Origin of the sequence: Fusibacter sp. 3D3, assembly GCF_001748365.1 — a bacterium.
Lineage (GTDB): Bacteria > Bacillota > Clostridia > Peptostreptococcales > Acidaminobacteraceae > Fusibacter_A.
Map to the genome: position 1 here is coordinate 249,494 of NZ_BDHH01000001.1, position 18,175 is coordinate 267,668.

The 18,175-nt window shown below is 38.8% G+C and carries 20 protein-coding genes; 3 read left to right on the forward strand and 17 right to left on the reverse strand.

The features are described from left to right. The first annotated feature begins 16 nt into the window (after positions 1 to 16). Positions 17 to 250: an acyl carrier protein gene (locus F3D3_RS01045; protein WP_069870356.1), complete on the forward strand. Its 234-nt coding sequence runs from the start codon at positions 17 to 19 to the stop codon at positions 248 to 250. A 446-nt stretch (positions 251 to 696) separates the two neighbouring features. On the opposite strand, the gene tsaD is transcribed toward F3D3_RS01045, so the two are convergent. Genes tsaD through tsaE form a run of 4 tightly spaced genes read right to left on the reverse strand, consistent with a single transcriptional unit; the run spans position 697 to position 3,403 of the window. After that, positions 697 to 1,728, reverse strand: a complete 1,032-nt coding sequence (gene tsaD / locus F3D3_RS01050; RefSeq protein WP_069870358.1) for a tRNA (adenosine(37)-N6)-threonylcarbamoyltransferase complex transferase subunit TsaD — start codon at positions 1,726 to 1,728, stop codon at positions 697 to 699. 1 nt (position 1,729) lies between these two features. Then, positions 1,730 to 2,206, reverse strand: coding sequence for a ribosomal protein S18-alanine N-acetyltransferase (rimI, locus tag F3D3_RS01055; RefSeq protein ID WP_069870360.1), 477 nt, complete (start codon positions 2,204 to 2,206; stop codon positions 1,730 to 1,732). Further along, entirely contained in the window at positions 2,193 to 2,912 is a 720-nt protein-coding gene (tsaB, locus tag F3D3_RS01060; RefSeq protein ID WP_069870362.1) for a tRNA (adenosine(37)-N6)-threonylcarbamoyltransferase complex dimerization subunit type 1 TsaB, read from the reverse strand. Before tsaB ends, rimI begins: the two co-directional genes overlap by 14 nt. After that, the gene (gene tsaE, locus F3D3_RS01065; RefSeq protein ID WP_069870363.1) at positions 2,909 to 3,403 is read right to left on the reverse strand and encodes a tRNA (adenosine(37)-N6)-threonylcarbamoyltransferase complex ATPase subunit type 1 TsaE; all 495 of its coding nucleotides are present in this window, start codon (positions 3,401 to 3,403) and stop codon (positions 2,909 to 2,911) included. The genes tsaB and tsaE overlap by 4 nt, the downstream gene beginning before the upstream one ends. A gap of 155 nt (positions 3,404 to 3,558) precedes the next feature. Between tsaE and F3D3_RS01070 the strand changes: the two genes are divergently transcribed. Both F3D3_RS01070 and F3D3_RS01075 read left to right on the forward strand, forming a co-directional pair. Further along, positions 3,559 to 3,825, forward strand: coding sequence for a type II toxin-antitoxin system Phd/YefM family antitoxin (locus F3D3_RS01070; RefSeq protein WP_069870365.1), 267 nt, complete (start codon positions 3,559 to 3,561; stop codon positions 3,823 to 3,825). Beyond that, positions 3,818 to 4,084, forward strand: a complete 267-nt coding sequence (locus F3D3_RS01075) for a Txe/YoeB family addiction module toxin (protein WP_069870367.1) — start codon at positions 3,818 to 3,820, stop codon at positions 4,082 to 4,084. The genes F3D3_RS01070 and F3D3_RS01075 overlap by 8 nt, the downstream gene beginning before the upstream one ends. A gap of 130 nt (positions 4,085 to 4,214) precedes the next feature. Here F3D3_RS01075 and F3D3_RS01080 read toward each other — a convergent pair whose 3' ends face one another. The 13 genes from F3D3_RS01080 to F3D3_RS01140 form a co-directional block, all read right to left on the reverse strand. Then, entirely contained in the window at positions 4,215 to 5,372 is a 1,158-nt protein-coding gene (locus F3D3_RS01080) for an amidohydrolase (RefSeq protein ID WP_069870369.1), read from the reverse strand. A 126-nt stretch (positions 5,373 to 5,498) separates the two neighbouring features. Further along, a complete protein-coding gene (locus F3D3_RS01085) occupies positions 5,499 to 7,796 on the reverse strand; it encodes a Tex family protein (protein WP_069870371.1) in 2,298 nt (765 codons plus the stop codon). 4 nt (positions 7,797 to 7,800) lie between these two features. Next, positions 7,801 to 8,932 (reverse strand): peptide chain release factor 2 gene (gene prfB / locus F3D3_RS01090; RefSeq protein WP_207645331.1). Its coding sequence is split into 2 segments (ribosomal slippage): positions 7,801 to 8,859 and positions 8,861 to 8,932, totalling 1,131 coding nucleotides; the frame shifts between segments, so codons are not numbered across the junction. 357 nt (positions 8,933 to 9,289) lie between these two features. After that, entirely contained in the window at positions 9,290 to 12,019 is a 2,730-nt protein-coding gene (gene secA, locus F3D3_RS01095) for a preprotein translocase subunit SecA (RefSeq protein ID WP_069870373.1), read from the reverse strand. A gap of 102 nt (positions 12,020 to 12,121) precedes the next feature. Beyond that, a complete protein-coding gene (locus tag F3D3_RS01100; RefSeq protein WP_069870375.1) occupies positions 12,122 to 12,721 on the reverse strand; it encodes a DUF5317 family protein in 600 nt (199 codons plus the stop codon). A 24-nt stretch (positions 12,722 to 12,745) separates the two neighbouring features. After that, positions 12,746 to 13,306 carry a GNAT family N-acetyltransferase gene (locus tag F3D3_RS01105; RefSeq protein ID WP_069870377.1) on the reverse strand — a complete coding sequence of 187 codons (561 nt, stop codon included), beginning with the start codon at positions 13,304 to 13,306 and terminating at the stop codon, positions 12,746 to 12,748. Between the two features lie 141 nt (positions 13,307 to 13,447). Next, complete coding sequence (gene hpf, locus F3D3_RS01110; protein WP_069870379.1) at positions 13,448 to 13,978, reverse strand: ribosome hibernation-promoting factor, HPF/YfiA family; 531 nt, start codon at positions 13,976 to 13,978, stop codon at positions 13,448 to 13,450. An 84-nt stretch (positions 13,979 to 14,062) separates the two neighbouring features. After that, positions 14,063 to 14,491, reverse strand: a complete 429-nt coding sequence (locus F3D3_RS01115; RefSeq protein ID WP_069870381.1) for a hypothetical protein — start codon at positions 14,489 to 14,491, stop codon at positions 14,063 to 14,065. A 112-nt stretch (positions 14,492 to 14,603) separates the two neighbouring features. Continuing rightward, the gene (locus tag F3D3_RS01120) at positions 14,604 to 14,783 is read right to left on the reverse strand and encodes a YjfB family protein (RefSeq protein WP_069870383.1); all 180 of its coding nucleotides are present in this window, start codon (positions 14,781 to 14,783) and stop codon (positions 14,604 to 14,606) included. Between the two features lie 94 nt (positions 14,784 to 14,877). Further along, entirely contained in the window at positions 14,878 to 15,351 is a 474-nt protein-coding gene (gene fliS, locus F3D3_RS01125) for a flagellar export chaperone FliS (protein WP_175438256.1), read from the reverse strand. Positions 15,352 to 15,366: 15 nt separating this feature from the next. Then, positions 15,367 to 15,771, reverse strand: coding sequence for a hypothetical protein (locus F3D3_RS01130; protein WP_139131981.1), 405 nt, complete (start codon positions 15,769 to 15,771; stop codon positions 15,367 to 15,369). A 13-nt stretch (positions 15,772 to 15,784) separates the two neighbouring features. Then, a complete protein-coding gene (gene fliD, locus F3D3_RS01135) occupies positions 15,785 to 17,704 on the reverse strand; it encodes a flagellar filament capping protein FliD (protein WP_069870387.1) in 1,920 nt (639 codons plus the stop codon). Between the two features lie 43 nt (positions 17,705 to 17,747). Then, on the reverse strand, positions 17,748 to 18,152 hold the full coding sequence (locus F3D3_RS01140) for a flagellar protein FlaG (RefSeq protein ID WP_069870389.1): 405 nt from the start codon (positions 18,150 to 18,152) through the stop codon (positions 17,748 to 17,750). Positions 18,153 to 18,175: the final 23 nt, after the last annotated feature.

The following is an 18,175-nucleotide window of genomic DNA, read 5'->3' on the forward strand; positions in this document are numbered from 1 at the left end:
ATATTAGGAGGTTACTATGTTTAAAAAAATAAAATCCATTATTATCGAGCAGCTCAGCGTTATTGATCCAAGTGATATCAAGCCGGATACAACTTTCGATAGTATGGATATCGATTCGATAGATGCCGTTGAAATCATTATGGCTATCGAAGACGAGTTTGAAGTTGAAATTCCAGATGAAGTTGCTGAGGCGTTCACTTCTATATCGGACATCATCAATTACTTAAGCGGCGAAGGCCTCGAATCGTAAAAACAATTCAAAGCTTATAACAATCGCACCATTCCTAATTCAATTTGTCAAAAATCCTTCTTTAAGGACTCACGGCGGATTGAATCATGAATGCGTGCTTTTTTTATCTCTAATTTCTATGAATTCACAATTATTTGATAATTCATGGTTAACTTTCTCTACATTATGTCTACCAAACCCGCTTTCTATTTTTACCGTATCCTTGTGGTTTTTCGTCAAAATTCAAAAGTTATCCACATAACAGGCATGTTATCCACAGTTTTCCACAATTTTACCCACACCATATACGCGCCGGAACACTTAAAATCACTATTGATCCACACTGTCCACAGCTTTATCCACAATTGCATGCTATTTTAAACATTTCCATTCGAACGTACAATCGGTTTACATAATGTTGGTTCGGTCAAATAAAGCTTAAATCTATCAAAAAAAAGTAAATGGGACTAAAGTCCCGTTTTAGTGCCTATCCTTAAATTTGGAATCGCATTTACGGACATATCGCCAAGATATCCTGCCCTAAAATTATAATACCCCGCGCATCCAATCATCGCCGCATTATCGGTGCACAGCGTCAGGGGCGGATAATAAAAACGCACATTTTTGGCATTGCATTTTTGAGTTAAGGTTTCTCTTAAAGCGGTATTGGCTGCAACACCACCTGCTAAAACCATCGTTTTATGTCCAGTTTGTTCTATGGCATCCATAGCTTTATGACAGAGAATATGGACGACGGCCTCTTGAAAACTCGCACATACATCTGGAATATTAATTTCAATTTGCTTCATTTTACAGCTGTTGATATAATTTAAAACGGCTGATTTAAGACCGCTAAAACTGAAATCTAGATTTTCCTGATCTAGCATTGCCTTTGGAAAGTCAATCGCATAAGGGTTGCCTTCTTTCGCAATTTTATCGATCAAAGGCCCTCCTGGATAACCAAGTCCCAGAGTTCTTGCCACTTTGTCAAAAGCTTCTCCAGCAGCATCATCTCGAGTTTTGCCGATCACTTCAAAGGTAGTGTAATCCTTGACTTCCACAAGATGCGTATGCCCTCCCGAAACCACCAGACACACAAAGGGCGGTTCAAGTTCTAAATGCGCTATATAGTTAGCCGCAATATGACCTTCGATATGGTTAACGGGCACTAATGGCACCTCAAGTGCATACGCCAAAGCTTTAGCGCTGGATAACCCCACTAGAAGTGCACCCGCAAGTCCAGGACCATAGGTCACGGCTATATGATCCACCTCTTCAAATCCAATATCTGCTGTTTTTAAGCTGTCTTCAATGATCTGCGATATCTTTTCAAGATGATTTCTTGAAGCGACTTCAGGCACTACGCCACCGAAAGCTTTGTGAATTTCAATTTGTGTGTATATTTCATTTGCAAGTACTGTTCGACCATCTGAGAGTATCGCACAAGAAGTCTCGTCACAACTGGTTTCGATGGCCAGTGTTATCAATGATTGATTCATGTTAAAACTCCTTCCACATGATTAATGCATCTTCGTTTGTATCTTGGTAGTATCCTTTGCGTACGCCAAGCCCTTTAAAGCCATATTTTTCATAAAGGCTAATGGCAACAGCGTTTGTTGTTCTTACTTCAAGTGTCATACTTGTAAACTTGTTTTCAATCGCAAATTCAAAGAGCCTCTCCATGAGTCTATTGGAAAGCCCCTTTCCTCTCTGATCAGGTGTTATCGCAACATTGGTTATATGAAGTTCATCTACAACCGTCCACATTCCTGCATAACCCACCACAAGCGCATCAAGCGTCACAACAAAATAAACCGCTAATTGATTTTTGACAACTTCGTTGACAAATGCCTCTTTTGTCCATGGCGACTTAAATGAAAGCGTTTCGATTTCAAATACACTGTCTACATCTGTCACCGTCATGCGTCTGAGTTCTATTACATTTGTATCTACAGATTTAATATTATTTAGGCTCATATAACTTCCTCTCACTTAAGTCTCTCTCCGCTTGAGATTTCCGCATGTAATTGGCTTTGACATCGTGATACGTCAATCGTTCTCGATCCGATCCAATTAAGAATCCTAAACTAGAGGCTTTGGGGATGCTTTCATTTTCATCTGCTATTGAAATATGCATTTGAGTATTCGCTTGAATATGTGTTTCAATAACGGCCTTATAAATTTCTGTAGCATCGCCCACAAGCAAAATGGGTTTATCGGGATACACCTGCATAAGTCTTTCCAGTAATCCAGTCAAAGAAGCCACACCTTCATTGTGTTTTACAAACAGATCATTTTTCCATTCCATTTCGCCAAAGTACACTTCACTTCGCTTTGCATCTATAATGGGCACCACAATACCACCATAGTGCTTAAAAGGCGCAGCAAGCATGGTCAGACTGGTTTCGGTTAGAAGTGGAATGTTGTATGGTTGTGCGAAGGCTTTAACCGTGCTGAGGCCTATACGGACGCCTGTGAACGATCCTGGTCCTTCGCAGGCAATAATAAGATCTAGATCTTTAATTTTCAGATGAAGCATTTCTAAGAGCGATTCAATCAATGGCATCAACTTTTGCGAATGTGTATTGGGGGTATTTAACAAAAATTCCCCTATCAGTATTTTATGATCAAACAAAGCAACACTTGCTGCACTAGACGAAGTGTCTACAATCATGGTTTTCATAATCTCAAATCCTTTCTTTCATAAGAATTATCCATTTTTTCAAGGTGCGCCTTAAGTTTTAAAATGATCTGGTCATCGCCTTCAATTCTAATACTTCTCGAGCCGTTCACGTTCAGTAAAATCGTCATCCAAACGGCAGAATTCGGAATTAATTCAGCCACTAGATTTGCCCACTCTATGATACAAATCCCCATGCCATAAAGATACTCGTCAAACCCAATTTCATACATTTCATCTGGTTCAGAAATTCTATAAACATCAAAGTGGTAAATCGGAAACACGCCTTCATAGTTATTTATGATATTAAAAGTAGGACTTGTGACATAATCTTCTACCTTTAACGCCTGACATAAAAATTGAGTAAATGTCGTTTTACCTGCACCTAAATCGCCTTGAAGACAAAGGATATCCCCACGCGTCAATATTTCCGAGAATGCCCTTGCAATGGTTTCTGTTTCTTCTATAAACTCTATTTTAAGCTCTAATAGCATGTGATCAAGTCCTCCTTGCTTCATTTATTTTATACCAATTGAGGGGGTTTTACAAGAATTCTGGTTAGAAGCGACTATATGAACACATAAAAAAAGCGCTTGAGTATTTGTACGTAATCTGGTACAATTATAAATGAAGAGAGGAAGTGGTAAAAATGTTATCTGTAACAGCAAAATCAATCACAGAAGTAAGAGACCATTTAAAAGAATGTATTGATGATGTAAATGATAATTTTGAAGCCATCATCGTACAAAGATCGGGCAGAGGGAAGAACGGTGTTCTAATAAGTGAAAACGCCTATAATAATATGATGGAGAACATGCATGTCAGAAGAAATCCCGACAGCTATTCAAGACTAAGCACGTCCATAAAACAGCACAAAGAAGGTCTTACGCATGAAAAAGAGCTTGTAAATGAATAAACATTTTACAGATCTTGCTTGGGAAGAATACCTATACTGGATTGAAAATGATAAAAAGACCCTTACTCGCATAAACACATTAATTAAGGACATAGAAAGGAACCCTTTTAAGGGTATCGGCAAACCAGAGCCATTAAAAGGCGATTTGAGCGGTTATTGGTCTAGGCGCATAAATCAAGCAGATCGCCTGATTTACGCAATTGAAGGCAAAAATGAGTCACAAAAAATAGTAATTGTAAAATGCAAAGAACATTATTGATTAGACATACTTTATTATGATACACAGAGAGGGCAATGCCCAAAGCTTTATGCAGATCGCGCCGCAGGCACGAGGACCGGCGATCGAAATAAGGCTTTGGGCATTGCCCTCTTATGTTGATGTCTTTGTGTTATTTCTTGTAGACGATTTCACCATTTACGATGGTCATTTCCACATGCGCTTGCAGATCAAACGGATGACGATCCCAGATGACGATATCGGCATCTTTGCCTGCTTCTAAACTGCCTATGCGATCTTGTACGCCTAATACTTCTGCTGGATTGATCGTGATGCACTTGAGCGCTTCCATCTCGTCAAGGCCTGATTTATGCGCTAATGCGGCACACATTGGCAGGTACTCAAGTGGAATCACAGGGCTATCTGTCATAATCGCAATTTTGCAACCCGCTTCAACCATTACGCGCGGCGTGTCAAAAGTTTTATTGTTGAGTTCAAATTTAGATTTATTGCCAAACGAGGGGCCTATAATTGCAAAATAACCTTCTTTTGCAAGATGTTCTGCAATTAAATGACCTTCTGTGCAGTGTTCAAGTGTCAACTTAACACCGAACTCTTTTGCAATCCTAATAGAAGTGAAGATGTCATCCGCTCTATGCGCATGTGCTTTTAAAGGGATTTCACCTTTAACCACTGGAAGCATCGCTTCAAGCTTCATATCATACGCAGGTAATTTAGAAGCATCATCCCCTGCAAGTTTTATTTTATTATTGTATTCCACTGCTTTTGCTAATGTTTCTCTGAGTTTAGCTGCGGTGCCCATTCGAGTGGTCGGCATCAGTTTTTTCTCTGCATAGACACGTTTTGGATTCTCGCCGAACGCACATTTCATAGCAACCGCTGGATTCATCACCATATCGTCGATGCGATCGCCGTGCAGTTTAACCACTGCAAAAGTACCGCCGATGACATTGGCACTACCTGGACCTGTGGCTGCTGTAGTGACCCCACCTTTAATGGCATTTTCAAAAGCTTCATCTCTCGGATTAAGCGCATCTATCGCTCTGAGATGAGGTGTTATAGGATCCGTCATTTCGTTGCCGTCAGCACCTTCAAATCCAATGCCCTCTTCCCACATGCCAATGTGGCAATGTGCATCGATAAAGCCCGGAAATACTTTTTTGCCACTTGCATCTACCACGGTTGCATCAAGTGGTGCCACTAAATCATTGCCAATTTCTTTGATTTTACCTGCTTCAATTGAGATACACCCATTTTCGATAATTTCGCCAGCCATGGTGTAAATTTGAGCATTTTTAATAAACAACATTGTCTTACCCCCTTAATAAAAGATGAGAACGAACTCTTTCGCCTCGCTAAAGACTTAGGTTTATTATACCATTTTTTCAGAGGATTCAAGTCGTTTTTTAGATATATATAAAATATTTTTTATGGCTTATAGACTTTCTTCCTTGATCTGTTTCATCGTCAGTGAGATTTTCCCTCTGTTGTGATCCACATTTAGAATCTGAACTTTCACAGTATCCCCCACAGATAAAACTTGCATGGGGTGCTTAATAAATTTGTCACAGATTTCCGAGATGTGAACAAGACCATCTTGTTTGACACCGATGTCCACAAAGGCACCGAAGTCCACCACATTTCTCACCGTTCCATGAAGCACCATACCTGGTCTCAAGTCTTCCATCTTCAACACATCACTTCTAAAAAGGGGTTTAGGCATGTCTTCTCTTGGATCACGTCCTGGTTTCTTGAGTTCATCTATGATGTCTTTAAGTGTAAGTTCACCAATGTCTAGCTTTTGAGATAGTTTTTTAAGACCATCACTGTAGCGCATCATGCGTTCCTTTTGAGGCTCTATTGGCGTCTGCTTCAGCGCCTTTAAAGATTCAAAGCCACTGTTTCTGCCTTGAACATTACTGCTTAAAGGTTTTGCTTTGATTTCTCCAAGGTTGACAATTCGATCTTCAATTTCGTGAAGCGATCCCTTTTTTAAATCTTCAAGAGACAACCCCAGTTCATCTAAAAGCGTCATCGTCGCCTTATAAGTCTCAGGATGCACCGCTGTATTGTCCAGTGGATTTTTCCCCTTAGGAATTCTTAAAAAGCCTGCACATTGCTCGTAAACTTTATCTCCAAGGCGTTTTACTTTGAGAAGTTCTTTACGTTCATTGAACTTGCCATTTTCATCTCTATAAGCGACAATATTTTTAGCGAGTGTATTGCTAATCCCCGATATATAATTGAGCAATGACGGCGTTGCGGTATTTAAATCCACACCCACACTGTTAACACAATCCTCAACGACGTTGGTGAGCTGTTCTTCAAGGCGTTTTTGATTGACATCATGTTGATACTGCCCCACGCCAATACTCTTAGGGTCAATTTTGACAAGTTCTGCAAGCGGATCCTGTAAGCGTCTTCCTATGGAAATCGCACCTCTAATGGACACGTCAATGTCAGGGTATTCTTCAGTGGCAAGTTTCGATGCTGAATAGACAGAGGCACCTGCTTCACTGACGATTGCATAAAAAACCTCATCATCGAGTTCACTGATCATATCTGCTACGATTTTTTCAGTCTCTCTTGAAGCTGTTCCGTTGCCAATAGGGATGATGTTGAGCTTGTATTTTTTAATCAACTGCTTCATTTTGGCAACAGATTCTTCCACTTTGTTCACAGGTGCATTGGGATAAATCGTCGCATAATCAAGAAGTTTACCCGTTTCATCCAAAACAGCGAGTTTACAACCCGTCCTAAAACTCGGGTCAATGGCAAGCACCCTCATGTCTTTAACCGGTGGCACTAATAAAAGGGATTTTGTATTTTTACCAAAGACTTTGATGGCTTCTTCTTCTGCTCTCTCTGTTAAAATACTTCTGATTTCTCTCTCAATAGAAGGTGAAATCAATCTTTTATAACCCTCTTCGGTGGCTTTGATGAGATATTCTGTCGTAAGTGCTTTTGCGTTTGTAAGGGTCTTTTGGATCAGCGTTTCCACGATTTGATCGTCTGGACTTTGAAGTTTTACTTTGAGCATTTTCTCCTTTTCACCACGGTTGATCGCGAGCACTCTGTGATTGGCGATCTTTGAGACGCCCTCTGAATAATCATAGTACATTTCATATACGGATTCTTCATCTGATTTTTGCGCAACGACGGTCAATAACCCATGGTTTAGGTTTAGATTTCTAATGAATTCTCTGTGGTCCGGATCATCTGATATTCTTTCTGCGATGATATCGATAGCGCCTTGAACGGCCTCTTCTGCTGAATTTACTTCTAATGTTTCATCTATATACTTTTCTGCTTCTGCATTAAAGTCTCCAGTGACAAATTGCTGTTCCATGATCAAGTTGGCAAGGGGCTCAAGACCTCTTTCAATCGCTTTAGAAGCTCTCGTGCTCTTTTTCTGTTTGTAAGGTCTATAGAGATCTTCTACCTTTTGTAATACCGTCGCTTTGGTGATTAACGCTTTAAGTTCGTCCGTCATCTTACCTTGCTCTTCTATATTACTGATCACTTCTGCTTTTCTCGCTTCCAAACTTTTCAAGTATTTTAAGCGGTCATCAAAATCTCTTAAGACTTCATCGCTGATGCCACCCGTTGCTTCTTTTCGATATCTGGCAATGAAAGGAATGGTATTCCCCTCATCGATTAAGGCCACTGTTGCTTCCACTTGTTTGATGGAAAGATTAAGTTCTTTTGCCAGTTGTTTAATGATTAACTCCATAATTTTACGCCTCTTCTTCGTTTATTTGTGAACCCATTGATTTATTTTTTAAATAGCTATCGATAAACAGATCGAGATCACCATCCATAACGGCTTGTATATTCCCCATCTCAGCACCTGTTCGATGATCTTTTACCATGTTATAAGGATGAAAAACGTAGGATCTAATTTGACTGCCCCATGTGATCTGCGAATAGTCCCCCGCCAAATCTTCGATACGTTCTTTGTTCTCACGTTCTTTGAGCTCAATGAGTTTTCCCATGAGCATTTTCATTGCTGTTGCCCTGTTGGATATTTGAGACCGCTCATTTTGACATTGTACGATGACTCCAGTTGGCATATGCGTAATCCGAACTGCAGAATCTGTTGTATTGACGTGCTGACCACCTGCACCCGATGCATGATAAGTATCTATTTTTAAGTCCACAGGATTGATGTTAATTTCATAGGAATCATCTATTTCAGGCATGACATCCACAGAGGTGAAAGAGGTGTGTCTTTTCCCAGAGGAATCAAAAGGTGATATCCTCACGATTCTATGCACGCCTTTTTCAGACTTCAAAAAACCATAGGCATTAAGGCCTTCAATGAGTAATGCGACACTTTTTATCCCCGCCACGGTGTCGTTCTGAAGGTCTAAGACTTTGACAGAATAACCTTTTTTATCTGCATACCGCTTATACATTCTCAGGAGCATCTCCGCCCAGTCCATGGCGTCTGTACCGCCAGAGCCTGCATGTATGGATAAGATGGCATTGCTTGCATCAAATTCACCAGTGAGCAATGTTTCAAGCGTCATTTTCTCGCACAAAGCTGAAAGCATATTAAAAGAAGCTTCAACCTCAGGTTCCAAGCTATCATCGTTTTCATCAATGGCCATATCACATAAGAGCTCTAGTTCTTCGACTTGACCAAAGAGTGCATCAAATTTTTCAATTTTATTTTTTAACATTTTTTGAAGTTTGAGCTTACCTTGAGCTTTTTCCGCGTCCGACCAAAAATCGGGTGCAGACATCTCATATTCTAATTCTTCAATTCTAAGCTTTACTCTGACTAAGTCAAAGTGACACCTCGAGCTCAGCGGCATCCGCTTTTAGTGTTTTGATCTCCCTTTGGTACTTTTCTAATAGAATCAATGTGAACCTCCTAGGTTTTGTGTTATCAGCACCTATACACTCACAAGAAAAGCAAGAGTCCTCGCGGAGCTGCGGATTGCTTTTCTTGTGAGTGTATAGGCGCTAGATGATTTCATCAATAAATGGCGGTGGTTGGCTGTGTAATGACAGGTAATGGTGAATAAGCCTCCTATGATTCAAACTTATGAAACAACAATATCGCTTATACCAAAACTAAATTTATGGCTTTAAACACAAAAAGAGGTGTATGATATCCGGGTTTCCGCAAAGAAGTGAGGAATGGAACCGAAGGATATGATAGACACCTCTTTCAAATACATTATAATTTAGGGTTACTGTAGTGATTTTTACTTGGGCTTACTCGTTTAGACCATGGCATTTTTTGTATTTTTTACCACTTCCACAAGGACACGGATCGTTTCTGCCTATTTTTTTATCTGCTTTAAAAGGTTTGGCGATTTGTGTTTCTGAACCACCCGATGTGCCTGTGATAATCGCTACTTGTTTTCTCTCTGTATCGGTTTTAAGGGTTGCGTGGAATAATGTCTGGATGGTTTCTTGTTGAATGCTTGCGATCATTTCCTCAAACATATCAAAACCTTCCATTTTATACGCAATAACAGGATCTTGCTGTCCTATAGCTCTTAAGCTAATCCCTTGTTTTAACTGATCCATCGCATCGATATGATCAATCCAGTGCATGTCAACAACTCTTAAAAGGACTGCTCTTTCCACTTCTCTCATGCGCTCAGCACCGATTTCAAGCTCTTTTTCAGTGTAGAGTTCTTTAGCTTTGCTCAAGAGAATTTCTTTTAAAGTCTCGATGGTTAAATCCTCAACGTTCTTGAATTCAACCGACCCTTGAGGTAAGAAAATACTGTGCAAATTGGTTAATAAACCCTCTAAATCCCACTCCTCTGGATACTTGTAGCCTTCTGTATACATTGGAATCGTTCTATCCATTATTTTTTCAAGCATTGAGATGATATTATCTCTGACATTTTCGCCATGTAAAACTTTATTGCGCTCACCGTAGATGATTTCTCTTTGCTTGTTCATAACGTCATCGTATTGCAAGACGTGTTTACGCACGCCAAAGTTTCTACCTTCCACTTTCTTTTGAGCATTTTCAATAGATTTTGTCAGCATCTTATTTTCAAGTTGCATATCTTCTTCAAATCCCAGCGTATCAACGATTTGTTTGGCACGATCGCTCACAAAGAGTCTCATGAGATCATCTTCAAATGAAATGTAGAACTGTGATGAACCTGGATCGCCTTGACGTCCTGAACGGCCCCTCAACTGGTTGTCGATCCTTCTGGATTCATGTCTTTCAGTACCAATGATATGAAGGCCGCCTGCCTCTTTTACTTTTCTCGCCTCTTCATCTGTAACCTTTTTGTATTCTGTATAGAGTGCGTTATAGACTTCTCTTGCCTCTAAAATCTCTGGATCCGTTGTGACAATAGGACTAGAAGCGAGATTAATCACATGATCCGATAACCCTTTTTTGAGCATTTCCTTCTTCGCCATGAACTCCGGATTACCGCCGAGTACAATATCCGTCCCACGACCCGCCATGTTAGTGGCAATAGTAACAGAGCCAAATCGACCCGCTTGAGCGACGATCTCAGCCTCACGATCATGCTGTTTTGCATTGAGGACTTCATGCTTGATCCCTTTCTTTTTTAAAATAGAGCTGATAAACTCTGAAGTCTCAATACTAATCGTGCCCACAAGCATCGGTTGACCCTTAGCGTGTCTCTCTTCAATATCTTTGAGCACTGCATTAAATTTACCCGAAAAATTCTTGTAGATGCCATCTTCAAGATCAATTCTTGCAATAGGTCTATTCGTTGGGATAACCACAACGTCCATACTGTATATATGTCTAAACTCGTCTTCCTCCGTTTTAGCCGTACCCGTCATGCCCGCAAGTTTTTTATACATTCTAAAGTAATTTTGTAAGGTGACCGTTGCAAGCGTTTGAGATTCTCTGCGCACTTCAATGCCCTCTTTGGCTTCAATCGCTTGATGCAAGCCATTTGAGTAGCGTCTACCATACATTAAACGCCCAGTAAACTCATCGACAATGATGACTTCGCCGTCTTTTACAATATAGTCCACATCTTTTTTCATTAAAAATCTGGCTCTAATGGCTTGATTGATGTGATGTGAAATCTCTAAGTTTTCTGGATCACTTAAATTTTCCACTTTAAAATAATGCTCTGCTTTTTTAACGCCGTTTTTCTCTGTACTGCCCGCTTCTTCTTCGCCGTACTTATCCACGACCAAACCATCTGTAAGGGCAATCGATTTGGCTTTTTCATCAATATTGACATCGGTTTCCTTATTTAGGCCTGCCGCAAAATGATCCGCGATTTGATAAAGATCTGTGGACTTCTCGCTTTCACCTGAAATGATCAATGGCGTTCTCGCCTCATCCACGAGGATACTATCGACCTCATCCACGATGGCATAGTTAAGGGGCAGTTGCATTAAACGCTCTTGCCTCATGACCATGTTATCTCTTAAATAGTCAAATCCAAACTCGTTGTTCGTCCCATAAGTAATATCCGCACGATATGCAGCATTTCGCATTTCCCCTTCAACGCCATGAACGACACACCCCACTGTCATGCCTAAAAACTCATAAAGTCTGCCCATCCACTCTTTATCTCTATAAGCTAAGTAATCATTCACTGTGACTACGTGAACGCCTTTTCTTTCCAGAGCATTGAGGTATACGGGTAGCGTCGCTGTAAGGGTTTTACCTTCACCTGTTTTCATCTCCGCTATACGGCCTTGATGGAGTACAATCCCCCCTATAAGTTGAGATCTAAAGGCTCTTACGCCAAGAACTCTTTTGCCCGCTTCTCTTACCACAGCAAAGGCTTCTGTTAATAAATCATCTAAAGTTTCACCTTTATCAAGTCTTTCTCTAAAAATAATGGTCTGTTGTTTTAAGGCTTCATCTGCCATTGCTTCAAATTTTGGTTCAAAGGCTTCAATCTCATCTACAATTTTACTCAGTTTCTTAACTTCTTTTTCATTGAGATCGCCAAATAATAATTTCATTATATTCATGCTTTTATACATCCTTTCGCCAACCTATCAGACGTTTATTATATCATATTATTCATTGTGAAGTTTCAAACAATTTGTTAAAAGAGTGTGGCGATTTAAGAATTATCTTCTATTTCGACCTTGATAGGAAAAATTCACCATGGTCCCTCTGAGTTTTGATACGTGATAATGCATTTCTTCTTGAATTAAAAAAACGATCCCCAGAGAAATAACGATGTCCCCTAAACTCAAAATTCGATTAAGCGGATAAGCTTCTGGGAGCAAGACGTGCTTCCCTAGGATCACATTGATGACATTTTCACTGGATACCATTATATAATTGATGATATCGCCTTGCTTGACACTGTTTGAAAAGGTTTCTAAGCCTGTTGCTACCGCTTGATCATACACAAGAGGCATCTGAAATTGATTGATCGCCATAATGATGATGTTGAGCAGTGTGCCAAGAAGGATTAACTTCATCCCCCTTTTCCCAAAATTCATCAGCAAAATTAAACTGCAAACCACGATTGCTGAGAAGGGATACAAGTTCTCGTTGGGAATTTCAAAATTAAAGATCATTGAAAAGTACGGCATTAAAAATAGAATAAAAGCGATTGGCATAAAAAGCCAGCCTTTAAACCTAGCATTTATAAAGTTTTGTAGACTGCCATTTCTTATAAAGCCTATAAGCAATCCCAATAAAATAGCCTCTAAATACATGCTTTTCTACTCCTCTCTAACGGTTTAGTGATTTTGAACTCTAACAAGCCATTCTTCTTTTAAAATTCTATAATCATAACGATCATGAAGCTGTCCCTCTATCATCATATGTTTTACAAGATGTGATTCCTGTACCATACCTGCTTTTTCCATGACCTGAATTGACCCTATATTGTCTGCAACACATCCTGCGCAAATTTTGATGATGTTCTGCGTTTCAAACATATAATCTATAAGTATTTTTACAGTTTCTGTAACGTACCCTTTTCCCCAAAACTGTGGGAGAATAAAATAGCCGAGATTGACGACTTTTCCCTCTATGGCATCCAGTAAAATAGTATAGCCAATTTCACCAATATATGCTTTGGTATCTTTGTCTTCAATGGCAAAAAAAAATTTATTTCTATGAATCAATTTCGACTCCATAATCGCATCATATAAAGTTTTATAAGAGTCATCTAACGCATTGGACCGAATCTCTGGCATGTAGGTCATAACCTTTTTATTCGTCAACAATAAATGAAGTGATCCAATATCACTTTCTTTGTATTCACGGATTCTGATGCGATCACTTTCTAAATTCATGTTTATAGCCTCCTACTTTGAGCATTCTTATTTTATTATAACATATAGGTCTTTTTTGTCTATGAATCACTTATTTTTCTACGCTAAAAAGGACCTCTAATGAGGTCCTTGATTATAACTTGCTCCAATATATGCTTTCAACTAAAGATAAGGTTCAATTAATCCAAAATCGCCATCTTTTCGCTTGTAAACAACATTCACTTCTTCTGTCTCTCCATTTAAAAATACGAAGAAATCATGTCCCAATAAATCCATTTGTAAAACCGCTTCTTCTGGATGCATCGGTTTAATTGCAAATCGCTTCGTTTTAACGATAGACGCTTCATCGAGTTTGTCTTCTAAATCGGGTATGGCTTCAAACTTTATAGATTCATGTCCATGAAATTTCTTTTCAATTTTAGTTTTATGTTTTTTCATTTGTTTTGAGATCTTATCAATCGCTTCATCAATGGATTGATACATATCTTCAGTTGTGCCTTCCGCTCTAAAGAATGAACCACTTTTGAGTGGAATCGTTAGTTCTACGATGTGATTATTCTTTTGAGTGCTAAAAGTAGCGTGCGCCTCGACATCACTTTTAAAGTATTTGTCAAACTTGCTTAGTTTTTTTTCTACTTGGTCTCTTATTGCTTCTGTGATTACTAAATTTCTTCCAGTCACGATTACTTTCATATACTCAGCCCCTTTATAAAATTGATACTTACTATATACCCATGCCCTCATAAAAAAAACAAAAATACCGTCTAATGGCCTGTATTATTTTTTGATATTTTTATAAGCACCCATCGATTTCTTGATTTTAAGTTGGTCGTTCTGAAGCACCTTCAAATTCAAAAAAATACCGTTTAGCATTTGGGCTTGGGTCTCATAATGCGCTTCAAGAATCCTGATCTGTTCAATAAGTGTCTGCACTTCTTTAAACTGATTTTGCTCTATTTTAGAAAGTGCTTGAAGTGATTCCACTTTATTTTGAACCAAGACTTCTCTATAGTGTCGTAAAAAAATAGAATCCACCTGAAGTTTGTTTTTTACAAGGCGTTCTATCGTTTCATATTTTCCAAGGATTTCTAAATCATCAGGTGATTGATCGTACATTTCCAATGCTTTTAATTGATTTAATAAAATTTGTTTTAAAATTTCTGTTTTTTCATTTAAACATATTTTCATCTTGTCTAAATCAAGCATTATTGACGCCACCTCAATCCCTGTTTTCTTTACAACAACCTATTTTTCCTTATCTATAAAAATGCGCTCGCCGTATAAAAAAGACTAGAATTTTTAATTCTAGTCAAATTTTTTAAAGTTTTAAATCAATATTTTGCCCCTTATATGGCGTTACAGACTGTTCCATTGCCTTGACGACACTCTCTATAGACTGTTCGTCTTGCTTTAAAGCCTTCTGCATCACAGATACATTGAGCGCTTGTTTAAGGCTTGTTAAGTTTTGTACCTGGTACGATGTAATACTATTACTCATATACACCCTCCCTTCAATCCTTGGAACTTAATTATACCTCAATGCATCGAAAATAACCATTTCTTTTTTATCAACAATTTGTAAACTTATACCCCTAAAATTTAATGTTAAAGGCTTGTTTCCACGTTGCCTTAAAATCCTCAGCAATTTCAAGTGCATCACTGAAAAAAGCTTTACTCTTTTCAACGTTTGCCATGAGTAGTTTATAGGACATATATTCATAGAGTGCATCCAAACTTTGGCTCATCGCAATATCCATATTCAATGTACTTCGAAGTTCATCCAAAATGGCTTGAGCCCTCTGAGAGTTATAATTAACCTCTTCATATTTCTCATCATCCAATTGAATGATTGCTTTTTTGATGAATTTTACGAGTCCATCGTACAGCATATAAGTGAGTTCTTCTGGCTTTGCTGACATAATTCGACTTTCGAGATACTGATCTATTTTATCCGTTGTTCTAGACTCCCTCTTAATTGCCCCTGAATTCTCAGGTAAGGGTTTAACCGGTGGTCTCTGTATAAAGTTTTTAGGTTTCTGATAATTATACGGATTCATAACTGCCATAATCATTCTCCTTTCTTACTTTCGAATATCAAACCGGTTACCCTGTTTATACATTGGAACACCTTGATATTGGTCATATACCATCTTTGCTTTGTTCACTTCATTTGTTTTGATCTTGCTTTCGTTTATAGATTCTTGAAGTGTCAAAATCACACTTGGCATATTTTTTAAATTGAAGTCATCTATCTCTTTAATCTTGATGAGCATGGTCTTGATTTTTTCTATCGCTTCTGAATTTGAAATGCCATCCATTTCATTTAACTTAAGGGCATCAATCTGTTGGATAATATGCTCTCTTTCTAGAACCATTTGCTCAATTTGATCGTATTCTTGTGTCTCTATAGCCTTTTTAAGCACATAGGTTGCATCATACAACGCCATTAAAAGTAAGTATTTTTGCTCTAACTCATTTCCCATCATTCACTCACTTTCACTACATGGATGCTAACTGCGATGTCAACCAATTACTTTGTGAATTCAACTTAGAAAGCGCCGTTTCCATCCTCGCAAACTTTGCATAGTACGCCTCCTGTTTATCACTAAAAACATCCAGCATATCATCAATCTTTTTAGCATAGTCATAGAGTTTTAAATAGAGTTCACTTGTGACGTCTGCAACGCCATCAATTCCTGCTTTTTCAACCAAACTACCCTTTGCGCCGCTTGAATCTCTGGTAATTCTGATATTATTATTGACAATATCGTTTAGGCGTTCTGCAAGGCCAGACTCCTTATATCGCTTTGACTGATCTGCGCCTGATAATAAATAACCTTGATCGGAATCCTTTGAAAAAAGAGCTACCACATCTTTATAGTTATTCTCAATAGCACTTTTGAGTTTAGTATCATCGATAACCAATTTGTTTTTATCTTTATAATCATCGGAGGTCTCAATCCCAATATCGCTGAGCGAAAGACCCACACCCTCAACTTTCGAATACAAAGCGACCCGCATACTATCCAGCATGGTTGACAAGATGTTATCATTTTTAAGGATACCTTGTTTTGCCTTATTTTCCCAAAGTTTTATTTCATCCTCACTCATTGCTTCTTTCTCATCATCTGTCAAAGGCATAAAATCGCGCAATCTTTTCTCACTGATCTCTGTGCTCACTGCCTCTACCAATGCATTGTAATCGGTCACAAATTCTTTGATTTTATCATATATTGCATCCACATTCGGTTCAACGGATATGTTGATGGCTTCCCCCGTCGTATGAGTCTCTTTCAATATATAATTCACACCATCCACAGTGAAATTATTTGAGCTCTTTGTGATCGCAATTCCATCAATTGTAACTTGTGCATTTACCGCTTTCGCATGATTCGCATCGTCAGCGATTTTTAAATGATTTGCAAAGAAGTTAGTGGTATTCGTTTCACTGAGGTCAATGTTGTTGACACTACCCTCACTTTTTGATTTCAATGTGAATTCTTTTGTGAGCGAACTGAAACTCAATTCGACACCTGCAGTGGAATTATTGACCTTATCCATAAACGATTTAACCGTCATGTCGCTGGTTAATCCTGAAATTTTCACACCGTTTATTTCAAATTTGGTTAAATCTTCAGCTATAGTGCCAAAGACATCACTTAATTTATCCGTTACAGCAAGTCCTGTTGAGGCCCCATCTTCAATCCCCAGTGCCGTTAAAGCGGTATTGTCTAAGCCTACAATCGAAATTGTGCTCCCATTTTTTTCGAATTTCAATTCATCATTGCCGGAGACATTTTTCTTCGTTACAAGACCATCATACTCATCGCCAAAAGCAGCTTTGATTTTAGTGTTCAGTTGATTTACAAAATCATCTATATCGGTATCTGCATCTCCGTCCAAATCTGTGATTGCATCAAAAGTAATGGTTTTATACTTGCCATCAATTGCAAGTTTAAATGTATTATTGCCCCCAGCAACTGCACTGTTGATAGAGTTTACATTGTAAAGACCCGAAGATGTGATGTCCCCATTCACTTTCCCATTGGCTTTCCAAGTATCCTTTGTTGCCAACTGATCAATCCTGTTGATCACATGGTTCTTTTCGGAAATACTGTCCGTTCCTTTGATTTCAACTTTAGCCGTTTTTTCTCCCGCTATTAAAGCAGATGTGGTAAACGATTTAAAAGCAGCTGAGGTTGTCAAGTTATACTCTGGATTGAGCACATCAAAGTATTTTGACTGAAATGCCTTTAGGGCACTTGCCTGCTCTCTATAAGCCGTTTGTTGCCATTCTGTATAGGTTTTCTCTTTTTTGACACGATCTACCTTAAGTTGTTCTATTTTCATCAAGTCTGTGACCATTTTATCCGTGTCCATATTTGATGAAATCCCAGTAATTCTAGTTGAACTACTCATTAAAATCACTCCATTTCTTCTCGCCATAAATAGCGGTTAAAATTTAAGCTTTCTCATCCACAAATAATCCAGCCATTTCCCACATTTTTGCGATCATATCTTGAATCTTCTTTGGTGGAAATTCTGCAATTATTTCATTCGTCTTACTGTCCCTGACCGTATACATTACCGTATGTGTCTTTTCATGCACGGCCCTCTGAATATAACGATTATACGCCTTCAGAGATTGGTTGGCTTGCTCCACTGATTTCTTTAAAATCTCTTCATCCATTTGTTGCTCTGCTTGGGGATTATTCTGCTCATCAGGATTAGTCTGTAGTTCACCTGTACCCGTTGGTGTTCCTTGTGTTTGCTTCACTGGTTGTACTTCCTGTACGGGTGCACCTTCGGATTTTTGTACCGGATATTCCGTATACACGGGTGTGCTACCCACTCCTTGAATTTTCATAGAGCTCCCTCCTTGGATTTCTT

Excerpts from the sequence above, each read along its gene's own strand:
- F3D3_RS01045 (WP_069870356.1), top strand. The coding sequence starts at position 17 with ATGTTTAAAAAAATAAAATCCATTATTATCGAGCAGCTCAGCGTTATT.
- tsaD (WP_069870358.1), bottom strand. The coding sequence starts at position 1,728 with ATGAATCAATCATTGATAACACTGGCCATCGAAACCAGTTGTGACGAG.
- rimI (WP_069870360.1), bottom strand. The coding sequence starts at position 2,206 with ATGAGCCTAAATAATATTAAATCTGTAGATACAAATGTAATAGAACTC.
- tsaB (WP_069870362.1), bottom strand. The coding sequence starts at position 2,912 with ATGAAAACCATGATTGTAGACACTTCGTCTAGTGCAGCAAGTGTTGCT.
- tsaE (WP_069870363.1), bottom strand. The coding sequence starts at position 3,403 with ATGCTATTAGAGCTTAAAATAGAGTTTATAGAAGAAACAGAAACCATT.
- F3D3_RS01070 (WP_069870365.1), top strand. The coding sequence starts at position 3,559 with ATGTTATCTGTAACAGCAAAATCAATCACAGAAGTAAGAGACCATTTA.
- F3D3_RS01075 (WP_069870367.1), top strand. The coding sequence starts at position 3,818 with ATGAATAAACATTTTACAGATCTTGCTTGGGAAGAATACCTATACTGG.
- F3D3_RS01080 (WP_069870369.1), bottom strand. The coding sequence starts at position 5,372 with ATGTTGTTTATTAAAAATGCTCAAATTTACACCATGGCTGGCGAAATT.
- F3D3_RS01085 (WP_069870371.1), bottom strand. The coding sequence starts at position 7,796 with ATGGAGTTAATCATTAAACAACTGGCAAAAGAACTTAATCTTTCCATC.
- secA (WP_069870373.1), bottom strand. The coding sequence starts at position 12,019 with ATGAATATAATGAAATTATTATTTGGCGATCTCAATGAAAAAGAAGTT.
- F3D3_RS01100 (WP_069870375.1), bottom strand. The coding sequence starts at position 12,721 with ATGTATTTAGAGGCTATTTTATTGGGATTGCTTATAGGCTTTATAAGA.
- F3D3_RS01105 (WP_069870377.1), bottom strand. The coding sequence starts at position 13,306 with ATGAATTTAGAAAGTGATCGCATCAGAATCCGTGAATACAAAGAAAGT.
- hpf (WP_069870379.1), bottom strand. The coding sequence starts at position 13,978 with ATGAAAGTAATCGTGACTGGAAGAAATTTAGTAATCACAGAAGCAATA.
- F3D3_RS01115 (WP_069870381.1), bottom strand. The coding sequence starts at position 14,491 with ATGCTTGATTTAGACAAGATGAAAATATGTTTAAATGAAAAAACAGAA.
- F3D3_RS01120 (WP_069870383.1), bottom strand. The coding sequence starts at position 14,783 with ATGAGTAATAGTATTACATCGTACCAGGTACAAAACTTAACAAGCCTT.
- fliS (WP_175438256.1), bottom strand. The coding sequence starts at position 15,351 with ATGGCAGTTATGAATCCGTATAATTATCAGAAACCTAAAAACTTTATA.
- F3D3_RS01130 (WP_139131981.1), bottom strand. The coding sequence starts at position 15,771 with ATGATGGGAAATGAGTTAGAGCAAAAATACTTACTTTTAATGGCGTTG.
- fliD (WP_069870387.1), bottom strand. The coding sequence starts at position 17,704 with ATGAGTAGTTCAACTAGAATTACTGGGATTTCATCAAATATGGACACG.
- F3D3_RS01140 (WP_069870389.1), bottom strand. The coding sequence starts at position 18,152 with ATGAAAATTCAAGGAGTGGGTAGCACACCCGTGTATACGGAATATCCG.